At 40.0% G+C, this 24,938-nt stretch carries 21 protein-coding genes and 1 tRNA gene; 9 read left to right on the top strand and 13 right to left on the bottom strand.

Annotation, left to right across the window (positions count from 1 at the left end):
* Positions 1-77: 77 nt before the first annotated feature.
* The 6 genes from MM239_RS10155 to MM239_RS10180 all read right to left on the bottom strand — a co-directional run bounded on the left by MM239_RS10155 (position 78) and on the right by MM239_RS10180 (position 5,512).
* Positions 78-1,826 (bottom strand): M14 family metallopeptidase, encoded by a 1,749-nt coding sequence (locus MM239_RS10155; protein ID WP_241348082.1) that lies wholly within the window; start codon positions 1,824-1,826, stop codon positions 78-80.
* Between the two features lie 19 nt (positions 1,827-1,845).
* Positions 1,846-3,462 carry a M14 family metallopeptidase gene (locus tag MM239_RS10160; RefSeq protein WP_241348083.1) on the bottom strand — a complete coding sequence of 539 codons (1,617 nt, stop codon included), beginning with the start codon at positions 3,460-3,462 and terminating at the stop codon, positions 1,846-1,848.
* 420 nt (positions 3,463-3,882) lie between these two features.
* The gene (locus MM239_RS10165; RefSeq protein ID WP_241348084.1) at positions 3,883-4,248 is read right to left on the bottom strand and encodes a hypothetical protein; all 366 of its coding nucleotides are present in this window, start codon (positions 4,246-4,248) and stop codon (positions 3,883-3,885) included.
* A 149-nt stretch (positions 4,249-4,397) separates the two neighbouring features.
* Positions 4,398-4,471 (bottom strand) — tRNA-Ala (locus tag MM239_RS10170).
* Between the two features lie 119 nt (positions 4,472-4,590).
* A complete protein-coding gene (gene recR, locus MM239_RS10175) occupies positions 4,591-5,205 on the bottom strand; it encodes a recombination mediator RecR (protein ID WP_241348085.1) in 615 nt (204 codons plus the stop codon).
* Between the two features lie 13 nt (positions 5,206-5,218).
* Positions 5,219-5,512, bottom strand: coding sequence for an ATP-dependent Clp protease adaptor ClpS (locus tag MM239_RS10180; protein WP_241348086.1), 294 nt, complete (start codon positions 5,510-5,512; stop codon positions 5,219-5,221).
* A gap of 53 nt (positions 5,513-5,565) precedes the next feature.
* On the opposite strand from MM239_RS10180, the gene MM239_RS10185 reads away from it, so the two are divergent.
* Positions 5,566-7,014 (top strand): sodium:solute symporter, encoded by a 1,449-nt coding sequence (locus tag MM239_RS10185; protein ID WP_241348087.1) that lies wholly within the window; start codon positions 5,566-5,568, stop codon positions 7,012-7,014.
* Here MM239_RS10185 and MM239_RS10190 read toward each other — a convergent pair.
* A complete protein-coding gene (locus MM239_RS10190; RefSeq protein WP_241348088.1) occupies positions 7,009-7,374 on the bottom strand; it encodes a helix-turn-helix domain-containing protein in 366 nt (121 codons plus the stop codon). The two genes, MM239_RS10185 and MM239_RS10190, sit on opposite strands and share 6 nt — an antisense overlap.
* 121 nt (positions 7,375-7,495) lie before the next feature.
* On the bottom strand, positions 7,496-7,831 hold the full coding sequence (locus MM239_RS10195; RefSeq protein ID WP_241348089.1) for an MGMT family protein: 336 nt from the start codon (positions 7,829-7,831) through the stop codon (positions 7,496-7,498).
* A gap of 82 nt (positions 7,832-7,913) precedes the next feature.
* Here MM239_RS10195 and MM239_RS10200 point away from each other — a divergent pair, with 82 nt between their 5' ends.
* From MM239_RS10200 to MM239_RS10210, 3 genes are read left to right on the top strand one after another with little or no spacing between them, the layout of a single operon-like run.
* On the top strand, positions 7,914-8,591 hold the full coding sequence (locus MM239_RS10200) for an SDR family NAD(P)-dependent oxidoreductase (protein ID WP_241348090.1): 678 nt from the start codon (positions 7,914-7,916) through the stop codon (positions 8,589-8,591).
* Positions 8,592-8,603: 12 nt separating this feature from the next.
* Complete coding sequence (locus tag MM239_RS10205) at positions 8,604-9,290, top strand: head GIN domain-containing protein (protein WP_241348092.1); 687 nt, start codon at positions 8,604-8,606, stop codon at positions 9,288-9,290.
* The gene (locus tag MM239_RS10210) at positions 9,287-9,742 is read left to right on the top strand and encodes a nuclear transport factor 2 family protein (protein WP_241348093.1); all 456 of its coding nucleotides are present in this window, start codon (positions 9,287-9,289) and stop codon (positions 9,740-9,742) included. The genes MM239_RS10205 and MM239_RS10210 overlap by 4 nt, the downstream gene beginning before the upstream one ends.
* An 80-nt stretch (positions 9,743-9,822) precedes the next feature.
* On the opposite strand, the gene MM239_RS10215 is transcribed toward MM239_RS10210, so the two are convergent.
* Positions 9,823-10,242, bottom strand: a complete 420-nt coding sequence (locus MM239_RS10215) for an META domain-containing protein (RefSeq protein WP_241348094.1) — start codon at positions 10,240-10,242, stop codon at positions 9,823-9,825.
* A 501-nt stretch (positions 10,243-10,743) separates the two neighbouring features.
* Between MM239_RS10215 and thrA the strand changes: the two genes are divergently transcribed.
* Genes thrA through thrC form a run of 3 tightly spaced genes read left to right on the top strand, consistent with a single transcriptional unit; the run spans position 10,744 to position 15,449 of the window.
* Positions 10,744-13,200, top strand: coding sequence for a bifunctional aspartate kinase/homoserine dehydrogenase I (gene thrA / locus MM239_RS10220; protein ID WP_241348095.1), 2,457 nt, complete (start codon positions 10,744-10,746; stop codon positions 13,198-13,200).
* Positions 13,197-14,126 (top strand): homoserine kinase, encoded by a 930-nt coding sequence (locus tag MM239_RS10225; RefSeq protein WP_241348097.1) that lies wholly within the window; start codon positions 13,197-13,199, stop codon positions 14,124-14,126. The genes thrA and MM239_RS10225 overlap by 4 nt, the downstream gene beginning before the upstream one ends.
* 24 nt (positions 14,127-14,150) lie before the next feature.
* On the top strand, positions 14,151-15,449 hold the full coding sequence (gene thrC / locus MM239_RS10230; protein ID WP_241348107.1) for a threonine synthase: 1,299 nt from the start codon (positions 14,151-14,153) through the stop codon (positions 15,447-15,449).
* A 116-nt stretch (positions 15,450-15,565) separates the two neighbouring features.
* On the opposite strand, the gene MM239_RS10235 is transcribed toward thrC, so the two are convergent.
* The 3 genes from MM239_RS10235 to MM239_RS10245 form a co-directional block, all read right to left on the bottom strand.
* On the bottom strand, positions 15,566-16,888 hold the full coding sequence (locus tag MM239_RS10235; protein ID WP_241348098.1) for a PepSY-associated TM helix domain-containing protein: 1,323 nt from the start codon (positions 16,886-16,888) through the stop codon (positions 15,566-15,568).
* Between the two features lie 148 nt (positions 16,889-17,036).
* Positions 17,037-18,545, bottom strand: coding sequence for a SusD/RagB family nutrient-binding outer membrane lipoprotein (locus MM239_RS10240; RefSeq protein ID WP_241348099.1), 1,509 nt, complete (start codon positions 18,543-18,545; stop codon positions 17,037-17,039).
* Positions 18,546-18,660: 115 nt separating this feature from the next.
* Positions 18,661-21,753 (bottom strand): SusC/RagA family TonB-linked outer membrane protein, encoded by a 3,093-nt coding sequence (locus MM239_RS10245; RefSeq protein WP_241348100.1) that lies wholly within the window; start codon positions 21,751-21,753, stop codon positions 18,661-18,663.
* A 94-nt stretch (positions 21,754-21,847) separates the two neighbouring features.
* Here MM239_RS10245 and MM239_RS10250 point away from each other — a divergent pair, with 94 nt between their 5' ends.
* On the top strand, positions 21,848-22,849 hold the full coding sequence (locus MM239_RS10250) for a helix-turn-helix transcriptional regulator (RefSeq protein WP_241348101.1): 1,002 nt from the start codon (positions 21,848-21,850) through the stop codon (positions 22,847-22,849).
* Positions 22,850-23,023: 174 nt separating this feature from the next.
* A complete protein-coding gene (locus tag MM239_RS10255) occupies positions 23,024-24,061 on the top strand; it encodes a BF3164 family lipoprotein (protein WP_241348102.1) in 1,038 nt (345 codons plus the stop codon).
* A gap of 515 nt (positions 24,062-24,576) precedes the next feature.
* Here MM239_RS10255 and MM239_RS10260 read toward each other — a convergent pair.
* Entirely contained in the window at positions 24,577-24,816 is a 240-nt protein-coding gene (locus MM239_RS10260) for a CPBP family glutamic-type intramembrane protease (protein WP_317235632.1), read from the bottom strand.
* Between the last annotated feature and the right edge of the window lie 122 nt (positions 24,817-24,938).

Genomic DNA, 24,938 nt, shown 5'->3' on the forward strand with positions numbered 1-24,938 from the left:
ATACATTTGAGGAGGTTTTTATCTAGGCTTTAAGTTTTTCTAGGTATTTTATTTCGGAAAATAGATTTGCAAATTCATCACTTCTTCCATGTCGCTTTGCCACCTTTGGCGGAGTCTACAGTGATACTGTAGTTCCCTCCCCCGCTGACGATCCAGCGAACTTTCACAGCGCTCATACCAGGAATATTTTCTACAGCTATTTTTTCTGGATTTACTTTTTGCTCCGTGACTTTATTGAAGTCTTCATTTTCCACTGTGAATGCAGCGATAGCTTTTGCTCCTGACAAAGTCACATAATCAGGTCTTTCGATTTTGTATTTCAAATCCTGACTAGAGTGGGTAGGGATCATTCGCTCGTTGTAAATCGTAGCGGTGATTTCTTTCAACCCTCCACCTAGGTCTTTTTCATTTACTTCCGTCACACTCAACTTTGGGGTATGGTAAGCATGAAGGATGGAAAAAGCTGCATTTCTATGCGCATCTTGCTCCAGCAAGAAGCCAGGATGTAGTCTTCCAAAGTTCTTCTTGAATCCACCGATTTCTACTTTTCCAAATTGTGGGTGATCATACTCTTTCCAATCTACAAATGCATCTCCGAAAGTCAGGTATTTGTCCACTTTCATCTGCTCATCTTGATTGCCTCGTCCTGCATTTTCATGAAAATAAAGGTAAGAAGTCATCAGCTCGTTGGAGTATGTGAAGATCCCTCTTCCTCCGTAGAACCAATCCAGCTGTCCTCCGAATACTGAGTACAGATCTTTGTAAACAACCAAATACCTGTAACCAGGCATAAACTCCTCGCCTTTCTTTGCAATGGCATCATAGATCCTCACGTCAGTAGCATTGTATGTGTTGAGATCTTCCTCGGCACCTGGCCCTCTGAGGATCATACCACCATAGTTGTGATAAGATTGTGCTGCTGCGATATTTGGGTGTTCCATTACAAACTCCATCACGACTCTATTCTCAGGTACAGTAAATGGATATCTCAACGCACCACTTTGAACGTAATCGGGCTGCCAGTTCCATCCCCAGTCTCTATTTGGGTCATAATAGCCAATACCGTCATCGTTGACACGACCATCACCATCCCTATCGAGTCCCTCTTGACCTAGCATTTCGTACTCACCTTTTTCATCAAGCCCTACTCTGATAAGCTTCCTAGGATCCATTGGATCTTTGATCATATTACCATAAGGTGACTTTCTGATCATCTGCGTAATGTTTCCATCTCCATCCAAATCATCCATCGGATCTTCACCAAATTCTCCATCTCCATCATTGTCAAACACCATCATTCCAGATCTTGGTGTATTGCCATTGTTTGGTCCAGTCATGAAATAGTCATGCGCATCAGGATTGATAGTAGGAGCAAAGTAGAATGTCTTGTCTTTTAACAACTCTGTGATGAAGTCTAACTCTCCATGCATCTCCATTAGATACCAAGCTGTATACAGGGTGAATTCAGTACCTTGAATTTCATTGGAGTGAATGTTTCCATCAATCCACATGGCAGGCTTATCCTCAGGCTTGCCTGTCTTAAAGTCTGTCACTGTCAGTACCCAAATGTCATTGCCCTCATAAGATTTTCCAATACTCTCAAGCTTTACCAGATTTGGATGCTTAGCGACCATGTCTTTCATGATCTCAAGTAGTGCCTTGTTGGTATGGTATCTATTCCAAGAGACTTGAACTTTCGGGTTGTGCGGTGTTCCAGCAGCACGAAAGTACCTGCCATCGGCGACCTGTGCCTCGGAAACTTGAGCCCCACCTATGCACATAGCTGCTCCAAGAGCCGTTTTATATATCCAGTTTTTAATTTTCATAACGCAAAATTTTCATTAATTAGAGTTTCACATTCAAAGTTGCAAATCCAGCATGCGCTGCGCCAGCCTTGATATCTACAGATCCGCTTCCCTTTACTACCCAGCTAAGTGAGGTTTTCTCGAATGCACCTACACTTTTGATCAATTGGATTTTTTCTCCAGCTACTAGGTCTTTCTGATCTTTGGAAATGTCGACTCTGATCTTTCTAAGCCATCTAGATCGCTCTCCTAGCTCTGAATGTGTTGGTAATGGTGAGTTATTGAAAAGGTCTGCTGTGATCCTTGTCAATCCATTGCCTAGCTTTTCTGTTTTGACATTGTGAAACTCGAGTTTAGGCTGTAGGTCTGTCAACTTAAGGATAAAGTTGGTATGCTCTTCTGCGATCTCTGCTACTTTACTGAATGGAGGATTGTGCATTACAAATGGCTTGATTCCTCCTACCTCTACTTTTTGACCTGGAAAATCAGGATGATCAACTGCCGTCCATGGGACAAAAACATCATTGATCCCTTCTTGCTCAGCCCAAGCCAAGAAGTTTGCTTCTGGGTTGCTGATCGCTTTTCCATCTGCATCTTTGACTTCTGGCACCCACCATCCAGGAGTACCGAAGCTTAACCTCCCAAAATGGAAATATGCCCACTGGAAAAAGTCACCATCAGTCCCTTGATTGTTTTGGTTATGCGCTTTTTGGGTTACTGTCTCATTGTATATTCCTGACACCATACCATTTATAGCAGCATCTTTGTTCAAAATAGTAGTGAGTATTCGTTTTCTTGAATCTCCTGCATTGTGTTTTAATGGTGCAGAGAGGTTGTTTGCTGGACTGAAAGTGACTATGGAGAAAATGTTCCATTGATCAAATAAATAATCAAGCAGAGCTCTAGACTCCACTTGAGACACTGCAAAATCTCCAGCAAGTGGTTCAAAAATTGGGAATTTATAAGTCAAAGACTTATTGAAAGCAATACCTTCAGCAAGGTCTTCTCCAAACTTACCATCTTTATCCTTGTCTAGACTTTCGGGCAACAACATGTAGCTACCTCGCTGACCTTTGGACCTATCTGACTTGATAAGAACCCTATCATCATTTTCCAAAGTGATGTAATCGCCCATAGGGCTTTCCACTCGCATCATGGTAATAAAACCATCTTTATTGAGGTCCTCGTAGCCATCTTCACTTACTTGACCATCACGATCGTGGTCAACTTTGGCAGCATTTCCTCTTCTTTCGTACTTTAAAGATGCATGATACTGCTCATATGCGTCAGGAGACATGTTTGGAAAGACATAGAAAGTAGTCTGCTCCAATTTATCTGCGTGATCCTTTACCAGCTTTTCGGCAAACTGCAAGGCCAGCTCTACACTCAAGACATGAAAACCCTCAACTCCACCTACAACGGCTATCCCAGGCTTATTGTCCATATCTCCCTTTCCTACTTTTAGCACCCAAATATCCTTACCACCTTCTGTTTTTGTTAAGGAAGTTAGTTTGGCGGGACTTCCACTGCCAGAGATGGCCTGAAGTCTTTGATTGACCTGACTCAAGGTAGGGTAATCTCCTTGAGCCATGCTAGTAGCAGAATGGGAACATAGCAGCCCTATTCCTGCAACCAATGACAGATAAATCTTCTTCATAAAGTTTAATTTGGTTATTGTATTGGCCAATGATATACTACTTGGCGCAACTATGTTACGAAAAAAACAATTCAAAAATAAGTGCTCTTAGCTAGTACCAAGTATGTGAAATTTGAAAGGCGCTTTAAATGGATGAGTGGGAGAGATGTTAGAGATCAGATACAAGAGTTTTATGTACTAAGTATAATGTAATAAGTACCAAGTAAACTCAATCTACAATCTCTCGTAGAAGCAAAAGTCAAGATACAAGAACCAAGAGGAAAACCCGAAAGGGGTTAAATATTCAGTAGCTCCGAGTTTTGACTCGGGGGTCAAAGATGAAAGTTAAGGTTAAAAGCACCAACCCCAGAGGGGTTGAATTTCTTGAAAGAAGATAAAAAAGGTGTCAAATAAATTCAGGACCTGATATAGAGGCAAGAATTAAGGGCTAAGTTTCAAGCGATAGAACAAGATCATTGGGTTTTTCTCCTCAATACTATCCTTATTCCTTCTGATAGAGTAAAACACACCCTCATTCATTGGTTTTGGAATGTTGTCTATTGTCAAATCTTGATCAAACAATTGCCTCAAATGAATTAGAGGACGATTACTTTCTAAATCAATTGCTATAAAGTAGGAACGATTATCATATACAATACGCAAAAATGCATAGCTATCAGACATCACCACCTGGCCTACCCACAACTTAAGTGTCTTATCAAACCCAGTTAAATTAAACACGTATTCAGGAATCAGCTGATCATCCACTTTTCTAAAGATCGTATCGGTATCTGTATGCGATGTCATGTCACCCCGAATGATTGGCATATAAAATAAAGATGCGTTGTTTACCCTACTTATTATCCTAGGGATTGGATGGATATGTGTGTAATCAGAATGATATAAAAAAATAACCCTCTAAATATCAAATATTTAGAGGGTTAAAATCATAATTGTGGAGAATACCGGATTCGAACCGGTGGCCTCTACACTGCCAGTGTAGCGCTCTAGCCAACTGAGCTAATCCCCCAATAATTATCGGGATAATTTTATTCAAGAGAATACCTTCAAAACAAATTAAAGGCTACAATCATCCTCCCAAACGGAGTGCAAATATAGAAAACCCTTTGTATTCACCAAAAGAAAATTTTACTCTGCTGAGTAATTTACTCTTGTCAATATACTTCTCCCCAAAGTAACTTCATCTGTATATTCTAATTCTCCACCTATAGGAATACCTCTCGCAATGGTGCTTACTTTAACTCCTCTGGCACTAAGCAACCTAGTGACATAGAAAGAAGTAGTATCTCCCTCCATAGTTGCTGGGAGTGCTAGTATTACTTCTTTAACACCAGCATCAGCTTCTTCTATCCTCTTCATTAATGAGGCAATTTTCAGCTCATCAGGCCCTACACCGTGCATCGGGGAAATGACACCACCAAGAACGTGGTATAGACCATTGTATTGAGCGGTATTTTCGATAGCCAATACATCCGGAATCTCTTCCACTACACAAATTATTGAGCGATCTCTTTTATTACTTGCACATATACCACAGATTTCTGCATCAGAAATATTGTGACAAACAGCACAGTATTTCACTTCAGTCCGCATTTTTAGAATGGCTTGTGACAAGGACTCAGATACCGATTCCTTTTGCTTGAGTAGGTGTAGTGCGAGCCTTAGTGCAGTCTTTTTACCAATCCCTGGGAGGCGACTGATTTCATTGACAGCATCTTCTATGAGTTTGGATGGGAAATTCACTAGCCTGTTGGATTTAGACTATGGCTGCTTGTATACCAGCATCAAGGATAGCTTGACACATTGGCTTCAGCTTGGTCTCACTGCCTTTCTTGACAGCACATTTACCCTTGTAATGAATGATGAAAGTGCATTGCTCAGCCTGTTCTTGTGAGTGATTACAGACTTTGATCAGTACTTTGGTTACATGTTCAAATGTATTTACATCATCATTAAATACTACAAGATCATGCGCTTCCTTATCTATCAACTCTTCGAGAAGAACTTCTATTTCTTCCAACTCCGGTAGTGCGTGTGTTTCTTGATTCATTTTGCAAATTTAATTATTATGAACAATTTAGCGTGCTAATTGCCAAACCAATTATGGATTCAAATTTAGCCCTTATCAGTATAATATCATACTTTGCCCTATTGTTTTTGATTTCTTATCTGACAAGTCGCAAAGTGACATCCGATACCTTTTTCACAGGTGATAGGCAGTCTCCATGGTTTTTGGTGGCTTTTGGAATGATTGGAGCCTCTTTATCAGGAGTCACTTTCATCTCTGTACCCGGGGAAGTAGGCAATAGCAATTTCTATTACTTCCAAGTAGTGATGGGCTATACCCTCGGTTATTTTGTAATCGCAAAGGTTTTGTTACCACTATACTACAGGCTAAACTTGATATCTATCTATAGCTTCCTACAGCATAGGTTTGGGTTTTGGTCCTACAAAACAGGGGCATTCTTTTTTATCTTATCACGTACACTAGGCTCATCTATTAGAGTTTTTCTAGTTGCAGGTGTGCTCCAACTTATACTTTTTGATCAGTGGGGTATCCCATTTTGGGTTTCTGTATTGATTACTGTAGGGCTGATATGGCTCTATACCCATAGGGGCGGCATCAAAACTGTCGTTTGGACAGATACCCTACAGACTCTTCTCATGCTGTTAGCAGTGTTATCAAGTATTTACCTTATAGGAAAAGATTTAGGTATTATTCGCATTAGCGAGTTAATCAGCACAGTAGCTAATGACACTCGTTCGGAAGTTTTCAATTGGGATTGGAGATCAGGTCAAAACTTCTTTAAGCAATTTATATCAGGAGCATTTATTACCATAGTGATGACTGGGCTAGACCAAGACATGATGCAAAAGAACCTGACTTGTAGGAGCCTAGGAGATGCGCAGAAAAACATGTTTTGGTTCACCATCATCTTGGTCTTTGTGAACCTGATGTTTTTAGCACTTGGTGTTCTGCTATACCTTTATGCAGAAGCCAACGGAGTGACTATTCCAACTCGATCAGACGACCTTTACCCTTTTTTAGCTACCACTGAGTTCACAGCCTTTGCGGGTGTGATCTTCGTGCTCGGAATTACGGCAGCAGCTTATTCGAGTGCTGATTCTACACTTACCGCCTTGACTACTTCTTTTTGTTACGATTTTCTCGAGATCGAAAAAAAGTATCCTAAAGAGAAACAAATCCAGGTACGAAAAGCTGTCCACCTTGCCTTTACAGGATTGATGTTTTTAGTCATTTTGATGTTCAAATGGATCAATGACCAAAGCATCATCAATGCAGTTTTTATCATAGCAGGATACACATATGGTCCGCTACTAGGGCTATTTGCATTTGGTTTGTTTACCAAACATGATGTTAAAGATAAATTGGTGCCGTACCTGGCTGTTGCTGCTCCTCTGATTACTTTTGTAATCAGTAAAAATTCAGAAAGTCTTCTAGCCGGTTATAAATTCGGTTTCGAAGCTTTGATTCTGAATGGGCTTTTGATGTTTACGGGTCTATACCTGATTAGGAAACGCAAACTATAACTCCTGTTTAGATAGCAATTCATTGATCCTTTTCAATCTCTGAATATTTGCTTCCAATGTGCTATTTGATCCATCAAGATCTACAAGAATCGAGATCAGTCCCTTTACCTTTTTTCCTGGTTCAGACGTTGCTGTAACTGAAGGAGAGACTGAGATCAGCTCTTGAACATCGACATCATAAAGTGTAGCTAACTTGATAGCATCCTCCATTTTAAGGTTGGATCTACCTTGCTCATACCTTGAGTAGGCAGTATAATCTCTTTTACCAAGATATTCTGCTATATACTCCTGAGTGTACCCTCTTAGCACCCTGTGCTTTCTGAGGTTTTCCGCAATGTGACTTTTCAATTCTGTATCCATACTATTTTAATCTATTTGTAGGTGTTATTACAAAAAGCATACACAATTAGAAAATATAATTAATTATTGTTGTATTTTGTTTTATTTAGTCAAAAAATTCCTTATAAAAAGATTAATACACCTATAATAAGGCAGTGCTTGGATCCCAAAATAATTGCTCAAAACCAACAATTTGATCTTTTTCAACACTAACCCCTTCATTTTCAAGCAAATTTTGCATCATTTCTGGTGAAGAAAAATGATGCTTACCCGTCAATATTCCCAATCGATTTACTACCCTATGCGCAGGCACCTCTGGTAATCCATGTGCTGCATTCATTGCATATCCTACCATACGTGCACCACTTTTGATTCCTAAATAATTGGCTATTGCTCCATAAGTGCTCACCCTACCTTTTGGGATCAATTTGACTACTTCGTAGACTAGATCAAAATAATTTTCACCACTACGTTTCATGACATTGTATTGATTTTTGACAAATTTTAGGCTTTGGACAAATTTAAGCTTAATTTTAAAGTAGAAAAAATTATAAATGGACATGGAAAGAAATATAATAATCACTGGAGCAGCAGGCAATCTTGGTAAGGCAGTAGTAGAAAAATTCAAAAGAGAGGGGTACAATATAATCGCCACGATAGAACCTGAATCTGGTGATGAAGTAGAAGGAGCTGATGATGTATATGAAGTAAATGTAACCGATGACCAAGCTGCTCATGATTTTGCAAAAGAATATCAAATGCAATATGGAGACGTCGACGCAGTAATATTGCTTGTAGGTGGGTTTTCAATGGGTAAGATTGAGGATACTAACTCAGAGGATATTCAAAAAATGATTAAGCTCAATTTCTCCTCTGCATATAACATGGTCAAAAATTTTCTACCCATGATGAAAAAAAACAACCATGGGAGTTTTTTATTCGTAGGAGCAAGGCCTGCCCTTCAACCAGAAGATGGAAAAGAAGTTGTGGCATATGCTTTGAGTAAAAGTCTTGTGGTCAACTTAGCGGATTTGGTAGCGGAAGAAACCAAGGCTTTGAAAGTTCGCTCGCACATTTTCGTGCCAAGTGTCATCGATACTCCTCAAAATAGAGAATCTATGCCGGATGCAGACTTTTCTCAATGGGTTCATCCAGATGAAATCGCTGAAGCCATGCACTATGCCCTCAATAATCCGGATCTAAGGAACATGACCTTCAAACTTTATGGTGGGATATAATCTAAACAAACTATGAAAAAACTAACCAACATCGTCACATTATTGCTTCTTATCATGGGGCAGCAAGTATTTGCTCAGACTCAAAAAGAAACTAGAGATTTGAGGAACTTCTCAAGTTTAAAAGTGAACAGTGCAATTGAAGCTGAATTGGTCAAAGGTGAGAAAAATTCTATTGCTATCGTGGCTTCTGGAGTAGACCTTGACAAAGTAGAAACCAATGTATCTGATGGCACTCTTGAAGTAAAATTAGGTAGAGGGAATTTCAGATCAAGTTCCGTGAAAGTAACCATCACCTATGTGGACATTGATGAGATTCAAGCAAGTAGCAACTCCAAAGTATTTGCAAATGATCTTCTTGAGGCTGACAGAATTTATCTTTTTGCGGCTTCTAATGCCTACATTGAGGCAAGCGTGAATGCTACAAATCTTTTTGTAGAAGGAAATACAAATGCCAAACTTGCTGTGGAAGGAAATGCTAAAAACTTGGAACTTAAACTTTATACAAAAGCTGAGCTTGACGGCAAAAAACTGACAATAGATTCAGCAGAAGTTACTGCAAATACAGCCGCTAAAGCAGAATTTAAAGTTGTAGACGCTATCAAAGGATCTGCCGCTACAGCAGCCAGCATCAATTACACTGGAGACCCAAAGCTAATAGATGTAAAAACTAACACGGGTGGCGACATCAAAAAGAAATGAGAAAGCTATTTTTGATTTTATTGACGATAAGCCTTGGTCAATTAAGTGCTTTTGCACAAGCTAATCACGAAGCCATTAAGTCAACAATAGATGCGCTTTTTGAAGGCATGAAAAATAAAGATCAATCTATGATTGAGTCGGCATTTCACACAAATGCAGTGATGCATACCGTCGCAGAAACTGACACTGGAAGTACACTAGGGAGTAATTCAGTGAGAGACTTTGTCAATAGAATAGCTACCTCTCCGGTGGAAACTATCTTGGACGAGCGAATCCTAGACTACCAGATCAAAATAGATGGGGAAATGGCACAAGCCTGGACGCCTTATGAGTTTTTCATTAATAATAATTTTAGTCATTGTGGAGTAAATGCTTTCTCATTGATAAAAACTCCAAAAGGTTGGAAAATCACCTATGTGATAGACACTAGGAGAAAAGAGAATTGTAATTAATAGATAAAACCCTCCCAACTGATCAAGAATATGGATTCAGTTTAGGAGGGTTTTACTTGATAAAGTTTGTTTGAAAACTACTATGGTTGAGGTACGAAACTCATTAGTTCCTTAGCCCCATCAAGAAGAGTTAATTTATTTTTGGCAACTTTTACATTTTTTGCTTGATTCAAAAGGGATATAAATTGATCTTCCCCACCTCCTTCACAAGCTTTTTTAGTCATAGCTCCTGGATCTAGATTCAATGAAGTGCCATCTAACTGAAAGCTTCCATTGAAATTATTACAGCCTGCAAAACCTGCCAATTTTCCCTCATCCATGAAATTCAAAAATGGAATCCCTGAAGTAAATTTACTGGCATCTAAGCCACCTCCTAAGATAGAAGAGAGTACCCAGTTATTTCCTGTAAGCAAATTTAAAGGGTTCAGGTTATTGATAGAGTTACAAGAAGAGAAACTCAAAAATACGAGCAGAAATAAGGCATTTGTTAATTTTTTCATAAAATACTAGTTTAAAATGAATTGAACAGATTTATGAAGTTATAAGAATTTTTGGATTAATCTTACTTGAAATTATTTTTCCCCAAAAACTCATGGTCTAAAATTGGAATTAAATCTAGCTTATAAGAGATCAAACAAAATAATCATTTGCCTATTCATCAAATCTTTGATCAAAAACGATAATGACTATTATCATTCATCCAATTAACATGGTAAAACCTTAGAAATTCTGCAATAAAATTTTTTGAGTTTTGAAAAATTGTAAGTAGAATTGTAAATCATTTACAAATCATGCAAACGACACAGTCACATTCTTTCAATCAGAAAGCTCCTATCGTAAGGAAAGGGGAGTGCATTTTTATAGGCATGACCACCACTACAACATTCACTACCATCACGGGGTAATCCCGTGCTGACTATCTCATATTGCCCCGTTAAAAGTGGTTTGTCAAGCTCAAGCCCAGTTATTACTATATTCAAATCAGGAAGAATCATATTTTTATGAAAATATTAAAATTTGGAGGCTCTTCAGTAGCCAATCAGGAAAACATCAAAAAAGTCTTTGAAATCATCAAAGAGGCCAAATCACAAGGTGAAATTGCTATTGTATTCTCTGCCTTTGGAGGTGTGACAGAAGTACTACTCAATAGTGCATCAAATGCTAAACATGGTGACAAATCATTTGTAGAGGCAATCAAAAAACTTGAAGATAGACATATAGAAATAGTCCGTCAACTCATCCCGATAAGTCTCCAATCCCCTGTGCTCACCTTTGTCAAAGTCAGGTTCAATGAGCTTGAGGATCTTTTCCATGGCATATACTTGATCAAAGAATGCTCTCCAAGAACACTAGACTATGTGGCTAGTTTTGGAGAAAGACTTTCCGCATTTATCTTAGCTGAAGCACTCAAAGCGAGTGGATTTGATGCCAAGTACCTTGATGCAAGAGAAGTCATCAGAACAAATGATCGATTTGGGAATGCAAAAGTTGATTTTTCAATTACCAACGACCTGATACAAGACTATTTTCACCAGCATCAAGGTATGCAAGTGATCACAGGATTCGTATCCTCTACTGCCAAAGGAGAGACTACTACCCTAGGTCGTAGTGGCTCAGACTACACTGCAGCGATCTTTGCCTCAGCACTGAATGCCGATAGCTTAGAGATATGGACTGATGTGTCAGGTGTATTGACTTCAGACCCAAGGTTGGTTTACTCTGCGTTTACTATTCCTCAACTAAGCTACTATGAGGCAATGGAACTTTCTCACTTTGGTGCCAAAGTGATATTCCCATCCACCATGCAGCCGGCGATGAAGAAAGGTATTCCGATTTTTATCAAAAACACCTTCGAGCCTAGTAATGCGGGCACATTGATCAATGGGGATGCACCCTCCGGTAAGCTGATCAAAGGTATCTCTTCCATGTCTGACATTTCATTACTGAACATCCAAGGGGCGGGAATACTTGATGTGATCGATGTGAATAGAAGAATTTTTGGAGCTTTGTCAAGCGCCAATGTCAATGTAATCTTGATATCTCAAGCATCTTCCGAGCAAATCACTTGTTTGGCAATCAAATCAGCTGATGTCTCTGCAGCAAAAGAGTCCGTAGAAAGAGAGTTTTTCCATGAGATCAGAAATGGAGAAATCGACGTGGTACATGTCATTTCTAACCTAGCTGTAGTGGCAGTAGTAGGAGAAAATATGAAGCAAAACCCAGGAGCAAGTGGAAGAATGTTCCAAGCTTTGGGTCAAAACAATGTTAACGTATATGCCATAGCCCAAGGCAGTTCTGAGCTGAATATTTCGGCAGTAGTTTCAAGAGCTGATTTGCAAAAAGCGCTAAATGCTCTCCATGAAGCTTTTTTCCTTTCAGACAATAAAGTACTTCACATATTCTTGGTGGGAGTAGGACTGATAGGCCAAGCCTTGATCAAAATGATCGCCAATCAACAAATCAAACTCCAAAAGGAAAACTTACTAGACATACAAATCCATGGAATAGCAAACTCAAGATACATGGCTTTTCATGAAGATGGCTTTGATCTGAAGAACTGCCCACTACCAGAAGATGCACCAAGTGCCTCACAGATGGACTTAGATAAATTCATAGCACAGATGGAGTCTATGAACTTCTCCAACTCGGTCTTCGTAGATTGTACAGCCAGTCAAGATGTGGCCGATTTCTATGAAAGAATCCTTGAGGCTAAGGTTGGCATCGTCACTCCAAACAAAAAAGCTAACTCTGGATCTTTGGAAAAGTACAAAAATCTAAAAAAACTAGCAGGAAAGCGCGGTGTGAAATTCCTATATGAGACCAATGTAGCCGCTGGTTTACCCGTGATCAATACCCTTCAAGATTTGATGCTCAGTGGAGATAAGGTGTTGAAAATTGAGGCAGTACTCAGCGGTTCTATGAATTATATTTTCAGTGAATTAGAAAATGGAGCACCTTTCTCTGAAGTAGTGAAGAAAGCAAAAGAATTAGGGTACACTGAGCCAGATCCAAGGGATGATTTGAGTGGAATGGATGTAGCGAGAAAAATACTGATCCTAGGGCGTGAAGCTGAGCAAGATCTCCACTTTGAAGACATCAGTATCCAAAGCATGGTACCTGAAGATTGTGAAATGACTAAAGATGTCGCAGCGTTTTTTGAAAAGCTCAAAGGTCATGATGCAGCATTTTCCAAACTTCTTAATGAAGCTGCTGACAAAGGAGAGAAGTTGAGGTTTATGGCAACTTTAGAAAATGGAAAAGCCAAAGTGGGATTACAATCTTTGGCTCAAAGTCATCCATTCTCTACCCTGAGAGGTAGTGACAATATGATCTTGTTCACTACAGAACGCTATCATGATTTTCCTATGATCATCAGGGGGCCTGGAGCAGGAGCTGATGTAACAGCTGCGGGTGTTTTTGCAGATGTAATTAGAATCGGTAACTACTCAAGATCATGAAAAAATCCGTAAGGGCTTTTGCACCAGCTACCGTAGCAAATGTATCATGTGGATTTGATATCCTCGGATTTGCTATCGATGAGCTAGGAGACCAAGTGGAAGTAACGCTAAGAGATGAGCCTGGCCTTCGGGTAGTATTGATTGAGGGTGATGGTGGAAGGCTTCCCTATGAGGCTGACAAAAATACCTGTACGGTAGCCATACAAGCAATGCTTGATCATCATGGCTTTGAAGGAGGGATGGAGATATCATTGTATAAAGGACTTCCTCTGGGTTCAGGTATGGGATCTTCAGCAGCAAGTGCAGCGGCTGCCCTGATAGCAGCGAATACCTTACTAGGTGATCCTTATGATAAAAAAGAGCTGGTAAACTTCGCTGTAGAAGCAGAAAGAATAGCTTGCGGGGCTGCACATGCTGACAATGTTGCTCCATCCTTATTGGGTGGCTTTGTTTTGATCAGAGATTATCATCCTTTGGATGTGATCAAATTGCCTGTTCCAAAAGGACTTTACTGCACCCTACTTCACCCTCATTTGGAGTTAAACACATCGGATTCAAGGTCTGTTTTGAAAAAACAATTATCTCTCAAAGACGCCACTATTCAATCTGGCAACATTGCTGGCCTGATTTCTGGTCTATATCAGTCCGATTTTGAATTGATAAGCAGATCGCTTAAAGATGTCATCGCAGAACCTACTCGTGCTTTGCTAATACCAGGATTCTACGAGCTAAGAATAGCCATTCAGCGCATAGGTGCATTGGGATCTGGGATATCAGGATCTGGGCCTACGATCTTCGTCCTTTCTCCATCGAGAAAAGTTGCCGAAGAAGTTGCAATAGCTGGTCAAGAAGTATTTGCACAAATTGGCCTAGAAGTAGATGCCTTTATCTCTGAGGTGAATGATAAAGGTGCTTATGTAATCTAATGGAAACTCTTGAAAACAACGAACATGAACTTCTACAGTACAAACAATCCAGACCATCAAGTTTCACTAAAAGATGCAGTAATCAAAGGGCTAGCTCCTGACCAGGGTCTATATATGCCTGTCGCTATACCAATGCTTTCCCAAAGCGTCATTGACAATCTTCACAAGATGAGTTTTCAGGAGATCGGCTATGAAGTCCTAGGAGCACTATTTGAAGATCAACTTGAACCGGAGCAGATCAAAACCTTAGTAGACCATACCTTAGCTTTTGACGCTCCACTAGTAGAGATAGAAGAAGGAATCTACAGCTTGGAGCTTTTCCACGGACCTACTTTGGCTTTCAAAGATTTCGGAGCAAGGTTTTGTTCCAAGCTCATGTCTATTTTGATGGAAGAGGAAAGTCAGCAAGTCAAAGTGTTGGTAGCTACTTCAGGTGATACTGGAAGTGCTGTAGCCAATGGATTTTACAAAGTCCCAGGTGTGGAGGTAATCATCCTCTACCCAAAAGGGAAAGTAAGTGACTTACAAGAGAAGCAATTCACCACCTTAGGTGAAAACATCACGGCATTAGAAATCGACGGAGTATTTGATGATTGCCAAAAACTAGTCAAGGAAGCATTCCTTGATGAAGAGTTGAATAGCAAGCTGATCTTGACATCGGCCAACTCGATCAATGTTGCCAGGTGGATTCCGCAATGCTTGTATTATTTTTATGCCTACTCTAAACTTGATAAGGCCGGCAAAAAACTGGCTGTATCTGTCCCAAGTGGGAACTTTGGAAATTTAGGTGCTGGAATATTAGCAGAAAGAATGGGGCTTCCTATTGATACATTTATTGCCTCTACCAATGTCAATCGTGTGGTTCCTGCTTTTCTAGAAGGTGGTAGGTTTGAGTCACAGGCATCTATCCCGACCATCAGCAACAGCATGGACGTAGGAAATCCTAGCAATTTCTACAGGTTGCTTGCACTGTACGACAATGATGAAAGTCTATTTAGAGAAAAAGTCAAGGGCTTCTACTTTGATGATCATCATACCAGAGATGCCATGATCACAGTATATCATCAAAGCAAATATATCATGGATCCTCATGGTGCTGTTGGCTACCTTGGCTTAAGAAATTTCCGAAAGCAATTTCCAGATGAATATGTAGGTATATTTTTGGAAACAGCTCACCCAGGGAAATTTAGAGAAACAGTTGAACATGCTTTGAATCTCACAATAGAATTACCTGAAAGACTGGCTGCCTTCATGGACGGTGAAAAACAAGCATTGCCATTGGAAAATGATTTTGAAGCATTCAAATCATATTTATTGAAGTGAGATTTTTCTAAGTAAGGAAGTATCTCATAAATCAAATTTCGAGCTTTTATATCAAAACTTCGTGACTTAGTGTCTTTGTGGCTTTCAATGACACTAAGTCACGAAGAGATCAAAAATCAACTCACACTTTCAGCCATTTTTGGAGTGACGTGCTTATTTGAGCTTGTTTTCTTTTTACCCTTTTTCATCTTGTTGATCCAGATCAATGTACCTGTCACTGGTAGACTTGTAGCGATCAAGCAAGCTATAAAGTAAAGTAATTTTGAAAATTGACCATACACATCACCTACGTGAAGTGCTTTGACAGACCTTGAGACACGTTCATTGAAAGGTTTATCTCTGAATATCTCTACTTCTTTGACCGCCTTTGACACAGGGTCAAGATTCACCCTGTCACCAGCTGCAGGAGCAAAGAATCCTACTCTAGACTTTTGAACAGAAATATCATCTCCCCCTTTTTGCGGAATATTGATCCTATAATTTCCTTTATATGGCAATGTTTCATCTACCACAAGGAGCAACTCCTCTATAGATGATGCAAAAGTATAAGGAATTTCTTCTGTTACTTCTCCATTACTTTGCTGTTGCCCTCTCTCTCTTTCGCCACCACTTCCACCTCGACCTCCACCATTTGGTGGACCTTGACCAACAGTCCTTTCAGCTGGAGGAGCTTGGTAGGTACCTAATGTTTTTTGTAATCCTTCTCTGTACCAAGGAAAAGACCAAAACGGTCCAGTCACGCCCATCAAAAACAAAATAATAATAGAATAGAAAGCCAAGGTATTGTGAAGATCATGGTTGGTGCGTTTCCAGCTTTTCCCAAACTTGACTTTAAGACCCTGCTTCCAACTTTTGATACGCTGTGGAAACCATATCACCATACCAGTAATCACCCCTATGGTAAACAAGATGGTGGCTGCCCCAGAGATATAGCTCCCCAAAGTCCTATTGGGCAATTCTCCTATCAACGGCTCCTCAATCTTATCAAGAAGCAACCATCGGTGCAAACTAAACATATAACCCATGAAATCAGCTGCTTTGTTCGGATCGGAACTATTGCCGAGAATCTCACCTGAATAAGGGTTTACAAAATACGTTACTCCAAACCTTCCTCCAGTGTTTCCCTCTGGACGGACTGAGACCTGATAAGGCCTGTCAGACTTTTGCTCTAAAGTAATCCCAGTGATTGTTCCATTTGCCTCAGCTTTTACAGCAGCTATTGCTTCTTGGGCTGAGATCTTCTTCGCATCCTTTGGGACTTCTACGTGATAAAGGTGTGGTGCTCCCCACTCCCTGATCTCAGTATTGTACACATAAATGGTTCCTGTCAGACAAACCGCCAACAATACAATCCCAGATGCAAGACCTACCCATAAGTGGATATCATTGAAAAATTTCCTGATCTTTGGCCATAGGCCTAATGTCTTTTTTTCTTTCATGTTGCTACTTTATTGAAGTGTACCTAATACTTTTATTATTCTAATTATTTCCGATTCAAACCTTCTGACACATATAAACAGCTGAAACAGCATGAACATGGAAATGAGTTTCCCATGTTTCATGCTGTTTAATAGCTATTGATCCGTCTTATGGCATCCACCATACTTTATCCTGAAGCATTCGGTCAGAACCTTGAGCTTCTACTTGCTCCAGGTTAGTCCCACGCTCGGTTTCAGGATACATTAGCCTGAGTGGTCTTCCAGTTATTCCTGAGGCTGCAGTGGCAGGGTAATTTGGCACTCCGAGCCTTCTGAAATCATTCCAAGCTTCTATGCTACTAATGCTGTTTAAAGCCAGCCACTTTTGTTCGATAATACGTTCCAAAGGATTTTGCGCATCAGCCAAGGCTACAGCTGATTGAGCTAAATATCCCGACAGACTGGCTTCAGGTACTTTTGTGTAGTCAAAAGACCTCGCGATTGCCTGCTGATAAAGTTGACTAACATCTCCAGCTATCCAGCCTCTATGTACAGCTTCCGCTTGAAGAAAAAGACTCTCAAAATCAGACAGAATTACACTCGACTGATTCCAATTGTGAAAAATCCCAGTTGCTTGATTGTTGTTTTCGCTTGGCCCTCGAAAAGCCGAAGTGGTATTTCTCTCATAGATAGGATTTCCTGCTTCAGAATTTCCAAAAATTACTCCTCTATATGATCCTTCCACGGGCACATAAAGTCGCTCAAGCCTAGGATCATTTTTGCTTTGATATTGCTCAAGGAGATAGATTGTCGGCCTGATACTTTGGTAATTTGCAGTGGTATTGCCTTGCACATCTCTGTAATAAGCGGCCCAGAAAGGGTTCATTTTACCATTGGTATTCATGTATCCTGGGTTGACAGCAGCAAGCTCACCAGCCATCAAGAATCCACTACCTTCTGTTATGATCTTTTGAATTTCTGCATTTACATATTGCGTTTCATTCTTTTCACTTTGTCTTATCAGTGCTCTCAATTTTAGGGTATTACCAAATTTTGCCCAAAGTGATTTATTGCCTTGAAACAGTACGTCTCCGTGGTTAGAAGGTATGGTCCCTGAGGCTTTGACATCCTCGATTCCTTCGGAAATCAAATTCACTGCTTTTTGATAGACTACTTGACCAGATTCATACGCAGGATTGATCACTTCGCTACCTTTGGCAGCATCATCGAATGGTATGTTATTGTACATATCTACCAGCCTGAGGAACATCATCCCTTGCATGATTTTGGAAGTCCCTGCATAGAAAAGTTGACCTGTGGACTCTGCCTCATCTTGAATGAGTCGAAAGTAAAGGATATTGTTATACCCATTTTCCCAAACAGGAATTCCTTCCCGCTGACTTCTGATATTTTGACCATTATAAGTTTTAAGGTCAAAGAACTGATTGATACCCTCATTGTTGGTCCCCCAATAACCTCCCCAGAAAGCTCCGATTTGATTGAGTTGAAGAACCTCTTGATTGGTAATGGATACCAAAGCTCCTGGCAACTTAGCGCTCAAAGGCAGGTTATCACCAATTGGGCTATTTGGATTACTATTTACATCCAAAAACTCATCGCAAGCCATAAAGCAAGAGGCGAGTAGGACAAAAAGCAGTTTTATGTTAAATTTTTTCATCTGTGTTTTTTTTTAGTTTTCATGGGTCAGATAGCCTGTTTTCGCAATACGCTTACAATTAATTATGTCTGTTCAACTTGCTTGATTTCATCATTTTCAAATTGAAATTCTAGACTTAGAATGAAGCATTTACCGAGAAGCCAACTGTTCTCATTGGAGGAACCTGTCTGAAGCTATAATAGCCGTCAGTATTGTTGTACAAGTATTCTGGATCTCCAATATTATTACTCGAATGGGTGATGACAAATAGATTGGTTGCTACTACTCCGACAGTAGCTGATCTTACTAGTTTTTGTCCTTCAAGTAGCTTGTTTGGCAAAGTATAGCTCAGGTTAAGTTCTCTCAATTTAAAGAAGTCTGCCTTGGCTGCTGTGTTACTTTGCACTGCACCTTGTCTCGTCCAAAATTCTTTTCCACCACCAGATGTCAATAAGTCCGTATTGTCCACATATACTCCAGGTGAAGTTTCTATCACTGAATTAGGCCATACGAAAGCTTCTCTACCATAAGCGGCTGTGATCGGGTGAGTTCCAAACTCATACATCGGTGGTATTGTCTCAGAGTAAAACCAGCCTCCCATTCTCCCATCAAATTGAGCGATAAGGGAAAAACCTTTGTACTCCAATCTTGAGGTAAAACCTAACATGAAAGGAGGCACCATTGGCCCAAGCTTCACATTATCAGGAGCGACTATAGGGTCACCTGTTTCGGCATCTACCACAACTCTTCCATCTGGAGCTCTTTGATAATCACTTACCCAAAGCATGGGAAACTGGTCCCCTACAAATGCATAAGACTGTCTAAAGTTCTGTCTAAAGTCTGCACCACCGTATAATTCTCTCACGACATTATTGGTGTGCGTGAAATTGAAACCCAAATTCCAATTCCAATCCATTGTCCTGATTACATCTCCACTTACTGTCAATTCTATGATGTTATTGGTCATTCTACCAGAGTTGACAAGCATGGCATTGTAGCCTGTAGCTCTTGAAATATTGGCATTGGAAATCTGACCATCAGCATCTGAATAGACATAAGCACCTTCAAGGTACAAGCGGTGATTGAATAGTCCCACTTGGAATCCTGCTTCATAAGAAGTCACGAATTCAGGCATGATGTTCGGGTTGGGATTCGTCAGTCCGGGTAGGAACCCGATGTTGTTTCCAAAAGGAAAACCATTACTTTGTGTATAGGCATTGTTCAACTGATAAGGTGTCAATGTTACGTTACCTGTTTTGTTCCAAGAAGTATAGAGCTTGGCATAAGACAACTTTCTCATTTGCCTCAGTGCTGGTATCGCATCCGAAGCTACAAAAGAAGCACTTACGCCAGGATAGAAATAAGACCTGTTTTCTCTACTCAAAGTAGATATCCAATCATTTCTACCCGTAAATGTCACGAACAAAAGGTCCTTGTAACCTGCCACATATTCGCCATACACAGCCAATGAGCGCTGCTCTGTAATCCCAGAACCACCAGCTAGTTCCCCTTGTCTGCTGCTTTGGTTAATGATATCTGTGTACAGCAAGTTGGAAGCAGACACATTTTGTGTCTTCCTATAGTCCGTTCTGATATTCTGTCCAATCAGGAGCCTGTTGCTAAAGTCACCGAAATCTTTCTTCAAGCTGATGATCAAATCACTGTTCAATCTTCTATAGAAAATACTCTGATCATTCACTGACCCTGGGGTATTTCTAGTTCCTTCTGCTTCGTACTTATTTGTGAAGCTTCTGATTTCATCTGAAGAAGAATACATACCCACCCTGTACAACACATCCATCCATGGAGCAACATTATAATTCAATTCAATCTTACCGTTGAGGATCTGCTGATTACTTTGATCCCTGATATTATCGATCAAAAAGTATGGATTACGCAACCAGCTTCCATTAGGGATAAAATAGTTGTTTGGGTTACCTGGTGAATTCAAATCCTCCCAATCTCTGATCATTCCATAATCAAAATTCGCAGGCATTCTATAGGATGCTATCCATGGCCCATCAGGTGTGACATCCTTTTTGTTATTGATAAAATTGAAATTGTAAGAAGTCTTTAATTTCCCGAAATCTCTCGATCCATTGAATCTAAGGTTTACCCTATCATTTTGATCTTGGGGAATGATTCCAGATTGGGTTACATACTGAGCAGAAAGGAAATAAGTGCTCACATCATCACCACCAGAAAAAGACACATCATTTTGAACATTGACCCCAGTTTGGAACAAATCAAGTCTATTGTCTCTTCCTGGAGCAGCATAAGTCAACATTGGCTGTGTGCCGTCAGGGAGTGGAGTACCAAATGGTCTAGATGAGCCGTCAAAAGCCGGCCCCCATGATTCAAATGTGGTTGGACTGTAGACGCCATTGTTTCCTTGACCATAAGTAGTCTGTGCTTCTGGGAGGAAATAGACATTTGAAAAAGTCGTCGTATTACTTATCCTTACGATTCCTTCACCTTTTCTCCCCTTTTTTGTTGTGATCATCAAGGCACCATTTACACCTTCAGATCCATAAAGAGCTGCTGCATTTGCTCCTTTCAGTACTGTAATGCTTTCGATATCGTTCGGGTTAAGTCTACTGATATCTGGTATCGGCACCCCATCTACTACATAAATCGGCTCGTTTGGATTGCGTCCATCGATCCCAGAGCTACGCTGAAGAGATCGGTTACCTCTCAATACCACTTGAGCAGCTGGATCTACCTTGCTGTCATACATGTTGATCCTCAATCCTGCCACCTTGCTCGATAAGCCGAAAAGTGGATTTACCGTTTTGCCTTGGTTCAATTCATCTGCATCGACTATTTGTGCTGAGCTACCTAGTTCTTTGGCCGACCTGCTGAACCCTAGTGCAGCTGTAACTTGCACTTCTGATAGCTCTGTGAGGTTTTCTTTCAAGTAAATAGACACTTGTTGCTCATCTTCAGACGCCTCGATCTCCTGTTCTACAAACCCAATATACCTTACCAAAAGAATATCTCCGATCTCGGCATACATTCTAAATTTACCATCAGCATCAGCCACAGAAGTCGCTGCACTACCCTTGACCTGAATCGTAGCTCCAGGGAGGCTTTGTCTTGAATAACTATCAAATACTTGTCCATTGACATGTATTCGCTGAGCATAGGTATGAGAGCTTATCAATAGCGTAGCAAGAGAAAGAAGGGTGATCAAGCTGCCTGCTTTTGATTTGAGTATAATTTTCTTCATCGATTTATTTAGATTTAGTCTAAAAAAGGATTAATTTTATGCCGCAAATATACGTGGAGGCCATTGACAAAGAGTGACTCTAAAAGGAATAAGAATGACGATAAAGGGAGAAACTACATCCAAACACTTTGGAGGTATTTTTGAAAAAATGATCTCAAAAGACCAGCAATCGGATGTATTGTGGGATTTGACGATAGAAAATGGCTCAAATGTTAATTCATTGGTAGGATCTGAAGTCAATGCTGTGCGCTTGATAGAGTTTATATCTGACAAGATCTATTATTGTCATGCCAAAACTGAAGAAATTGGTACTAAGTCGGTTACTGTAAAACCAAGGAAGGATTGCTTACAAATTAATTTCTGCTTGGCTGGGAGCCTGACCTATGAGAATTCGAGCAGAGAAGTGATCTATCAAGCAAATGAAAATGAAGCCAACCTCCTCTACTACAATTGTGAGGAAGTATCGATTCAATCCTCCCTTCCATTTGAAGGGCTGATATTCAATATTCACCTAGGGCATATTGAGCATACTTTTCCAGATTTGTTCCAAAAAATCCAAGGGCTCATTGCCAACACCAAAAAGGCATCTGTTGGTATTTTTTCGAAGAGACCTATTCCATTATCACCTAGTTTGAGAGCGATGTTACAGGATTTTGTGTCAAAAAAGTACCAAGGCTGCTTTATGAAACATTATGTAGAGCTGAAAACTCTCGAATTTTTGATCGCCTTGATCGATGATTCAGAAAATATGGATCAAGCTCCCGCAATGAAATTATCTCCTGAAGATTTGCAAAAAATGGAGGAAGCTAAATCCATCCTATTGGATAGGATGAGTAACCCACCCTCTATCAAAGAGCTAGCACAGCTGGTAGGCACCAATGAGTTTGACTTGAAAAGAAAATTCAAGCAGGCTTTCGGAAATACTGTCTTTGGGTTTTTGCAAGCGCACAGAATGCAAGTCGCCAAGCAACTGCTAGAGCAAAGCGACAAACTCATATCAGAAATCGCCGAACACCTCGGTTACGTCCATGCAACTCACTTCACCTCTGCATTCAAAAAAGCTTTTGGTATATTGCCAAAAGAGCTGCGAAAGTAGTGGTGTTGAGGCTTATTAGTTTCTTGTAATTGGTCTGTGGGGACAAAGATCAAGGAGATTGTGATTGGTCTGTGAGGACACAGACCAAGGGGGGAAGACCACGGTGATGCTAATTTTGATCAAAATGGCTAAATTAAATTTTCATTTTGTTTCTTTCAAAAATTATAAGCTCATATGAAAAATACTTTATTCTTTCTGATAATTGCTTCTTACATATTTTCTTGTAAACCAGACATAGAAAAGGTTCATGAAGTAGACTTAATCTCTACAAAGACTAACTATCCAAGAATTGTCAATCCAGATAAAATTAGGATAAATTCAGCATATCTTTTTGTTTTAGAAAGTCCATCCATAGACAGTTCAAATCCTCCTATTCACCTGCTCGATCGCTCTAAAATGTCTTATATCAAATCCATTGGTTCGATAGGATTTGGTCCAGGTGAAGTCACAGATGCATCAGAATTGTGGCTTGATGAAGATACTGACTCGTTTTTCGTTTATAGTGCCATAGACAAAAAGATCAGCAAATTCTCTGTCTCATCTGATCTATTCGCTGAGGATCAACTCAAGCAGAAAGGTGAATTTTTCAAAGCCTATTCATTATTACAATATACAGACGCTACCTTTTTGGCTTTGACAGTAGATGCTTCTTCTAGGTTGGTTGAGTTTGACACCAAGGGTGACTCTATTGCTGGATATGGTGCTTTAGAGAATTTTTCCAAAAACAAGGCACTGGACAACTACAACCTATCGCAAATTAACATGGGCTGGTTGGGAACAAACCCATCTAAATCTCACTATGTGGTAGCCAATATATTTACCAATAGAATTGACATACTTACAAGGAAAAGTGGTGATGTCAAATCAATCTATTTGAACCCAAAAGAACATACTGCTTTTGAGCTTATATCAGAGCCTTCAGGTCTCTCTGCTCATTGGGATTTGTCAAGCCCCTATCATTTCAGAGATGTTGCGGTTACAAATACACATATTTTAGCATTGTATGGAGGCATCAGTGAAAACAAAATCAAATCTACTGGCGAGGTAGCAAAAACCATTTATGTGTTTTCATTAGATGGTCTACTGATAGCCAAATTAAATCTAGACACCTCCATCAGAAGCCTAGCAGTCACCGAAGACTTAAGGCAATTGTATGGAATAACTACAGACGCTGAACCTGGGATAGCGATGTTTGAAGTTCCAGCATTTTAGGTAGGTTATATTGAAGTGTGAGACAGTTTGAATTGGGCTTTGGGTGCTTGGACTTGAATGAATAGATTGGTCTGTGAGGCCACTGACCATGGAGGTGAGTTCATCAAACCATATCGCTCGTCCCTATAAGACTTCTTGGAATCATCACATTCTCCTTGCAATGGATTTCAACCCATGACATGGAGGTCGGTCGCTCCTACGGAGCTGAACGCTAATCCGCATCAGGTTGAAAAGTTTAATTTTTGCCTCTAATAAAACACCTACAATTCCATAAGACTAAACCGAAAGCTTCTACTCACCATGCTATAACCTAACTAGTCGTAGCAGCACAAACGAAAACATAAGGGAAGATTTCAAATTCCACGATCTTAGAGCTTACATCCATACGGAATCCCCACTTAACAGTGCCTGCGGCACGATCAACATCTTAACGGTGGGTTTCAACCCACCAAGACCTAAGAAACTAGGGGGCTAGGTAAAGTCCTGTAAGGATGGACTATGTATACATAAAAAAATTACCCTTCATAAAAATATACCGCTGGCAGGATAAATATAGCATTGTACACCCCATGGAAAATTATTGCCCAGTTAATCCCGTAGTTTAACCTGATGTAGCTCAGAACAAGACCAATCAAAAACTGCGCGCCTACCATTAAAGGGATTAGGTAGAAATACATTCCGTAGTCAAAGTCTACATAATTCCCCATATGTACAATAGCAAAAAGTGTCGACGAAATAACAATACTATATTCAATGTCGTTTAGTTAAGGATTAAATTGGTTTATAATTCATATAATGAGGTTTTTTTGGCTTTTTGAGCCTGGGTAGCTTTCTACCTGGTCTTTCAACTTCCCGAGTTTTGTAGACTAAATCATCG

Source organism: Belliella filtrata (genome assembly GCF_022549775.1).
Taxonomy (GTDB): domain Bacteria; phylum Bacteroidota; class Bacteroidia; order Cytophagales; family Cyclobacteriaceae; genus Belliella; species Belliella filtrata.

What these genes read in the sequence shown, in the direction of transcription:
- MM239_RS10180 (WP_241348086.1), bottom strand. Translation starts at nt 5,512, where the DNA reads ATGAATCAAGAAACACACGCACTACCGGAGTTGGAAGAAATAGAAGTT.
- MM239_RS10190 (WP_241348088.1), bottom strand. Translation starts at nt 7,374, where the DNA reads ATGGATACAGAATTGAAAAGTCACATTGCGGAAAACCTCAGAAAGCAC.
- MM239_RS10245 (WP_241348100.1), bottom strand. Translation starts at nt 21,753, where the DNA reads ATGAAGAAAATTATACTCAAATCAAAAGCAGGCAGCTTGATCACCCTT.
- MM239_RS10195 (WP_241348089.1), bottom strand. Translation starts at nt 7,831, where the DNA reads ATGAAACGTAGTGGTGAAAATTATTTTGATCTAGTCTACGAAGTAGTC.
- thrC (WP_241348107.1), top strand. Translation starts at nt 14,151, where the DNA reads ATGAACTTCTACAGTACAAACAATCCAGACCATCAAGTTTCACTAAAA.
- MM239_RS10235 (WP_241348098.1), bottom strand. Translation starts at nt 16,888, where the DNA reads ATGAAAGAAAAAAAGACATTAGGCCTATGGCCAAAGATCAGGAAATTT.
- MM239_RS10240 (WP_241348099.1), bottom strand. Translation starts at nt 18,545, where the DNA reads ATGAAAAAATTTAACATAAAACTGCTTTTTGTCCTACTCGCCTCTTGC.
- MM239_RS10185 (WP_241348087.1), top strand. Translation starts at nt 5,566, where the DNA reads ATGGATTCAAATTTAGCCCTTATCAGTATAATATCATACTTTGCCCTA.
- MM239_RS10165 (WP_241348084.1), bottom strand. Translation starts at nt 4,248, where the DNA reads ATGACATCGCATACAGATACCGATACGATCTTTAGAAAAGTGGATGAT.
- MM239_RS10200 (WP_241348090.1), top strand. Translation starts at nt 7,914, where the DNA reads ATGGAAAGAAATATAATAATCACTGGAGCAGCAGGCAATCTTGGTAAG.
- MM239_RS10225 (WP_241348097.1), top strand. Translation starts at nt 13,197, where the DNA reads ATGAAAAAATCCGTAAGGGCTTTTGCACCAGCTACCGTAGCAAATGTA.
- MM239_RS10160 (WP_241348083.1), bottom strand. Translation starts at nt 3,462, where the DNA reads ATGAAGAAGATTTATCTGTCATTGGTTGCAGGAATAGGGCTGCTATGT.
- MM239_RS10155 (WP_241348082.1), bottom strand. Translation starts at nt 1,826, where the DNA reads ATGAAAATTAAAAACTGGATATATAAAACGGCTCTTGGAGCAGCTATG.
- thrA (WP_241348095.1), top strand. Translation starts at nt 10,744, where the DNA reads ATGAAAATATTAAAATTTGGAGGCTCTTCAGTAGCCAATCAGGAAAAC.
- MM239_RS10205 (WP_241348092.1), top strand. Translation starts at nt 8,604, where the DNA reads ATGAAAAAACTAACCAACATCGTCACATTATTGCTTCTTATCATGGGG.
- MM239_RS10215 (WP_241348094.1), bottom strand. Translation starts at nt 10,242, where the DNA reads ATGAAAAAATTAACAAATGCCTTATTTCTGCTCGTATTTTTGAGTTTC.
- MM239_RS10210 (WP_241348093.1), top strand. Translation starts at nt 9,287, where the DNA reads ATGAGAAAGCTATTTTTGATTTTATTGACGATAAGCCTTGGTCAATTA.
- MM239_RS10255 (WP_241348102.1), top strand. Translation starts at nt 23,024, where the DNA reads ATGAAAAATACTTTATTCTTTCTGATAATTGCTTCTTACATATTTTCT.
- MM239_RS10250 (WP_241348101.1), top strand. Translation starts at nt 21,848, where the DNA reads ATGACGATAAAGGGAGAAACTACATCCAAACACTTTGGAGGTATTTTT.